The sequence below is a fragment of the Dietzia sp. HMSC21D01 genome (genome assembly GCF_001815995.1).
Taxonomy (GTDB): domain Bacteria; phylum Actinomycetota; class Actinomycetes; order Mycobacteriales; family Mycobacteriaceae; genus Dietzia; species Dietzia cinnamea.
In genome coordinates this window covers 1-514 of sequence record NZ_KV823757.1, presented here as the reverse complement: position 1 = coordinate 514, position 514 = coordinate 1, and the positions used below count along the sequence as shown (strand labels likewise).

General features: G+C 75.3%; 1 protein-coding gene. It reads left to right on the top strand.

Annotation, left to right across the window (positions count from 1 at the left end; all coding sequences use genetic code 11):
* On the top strand, nucleotides 1–514 hold a 514-nt coding region (locus tag HMPREF3086_RS03425), incomplete at both ends, for an acyl-CoA dehydrogenase family protein (protein ID WP_256386767.1).

The window sequence follows — 514 nt, the reverse complement described above, 5'->3', positions numbered from 1 at the left end:
CAGGGGGCGGCCGAGGCCGCGTGGCACGCCCGGCACCGCGCGGCGTTCGGCGCGACGCTCGTCGACCAGCCTGCGATGGCGGCCGTCCTGGCCGACCTGCAGCTCGAGTCCGAGGCCGCGACGTGGACGGCCTTGAGGTTGGCGTCGGCGTACGACGACGAGGAGTTCGCCCCCTACCGTCGGCTGGCCACCGCGGTGGCGAAGTACTGGGTCTGCAAGCGCGGGCCGAACCACGCCTACGAGTCGCTGGAGTGCCTGGGCGGCAACGGCTACACCGAGGCGTTCCCGCTCGCGCGCCGCTACCGGGAGCAGCCGGTGCTGGCGGTGTGGGAGGGCTCGGGCAACGTCATCGCCCTGGACGTACTGCGAGCGATGGCGCGGGAGCCGGAGTCGGTGGCGGCGTTCGACGCCGAGCTGGCAGCGCAGCTGGGCTCGCACGAGCTGTATGACCGGCACGTCGAGCGGGTGCGCGGGCTCATCGGCCGGGCCGCCGCCGACCCGGGCGCCGCGCCGG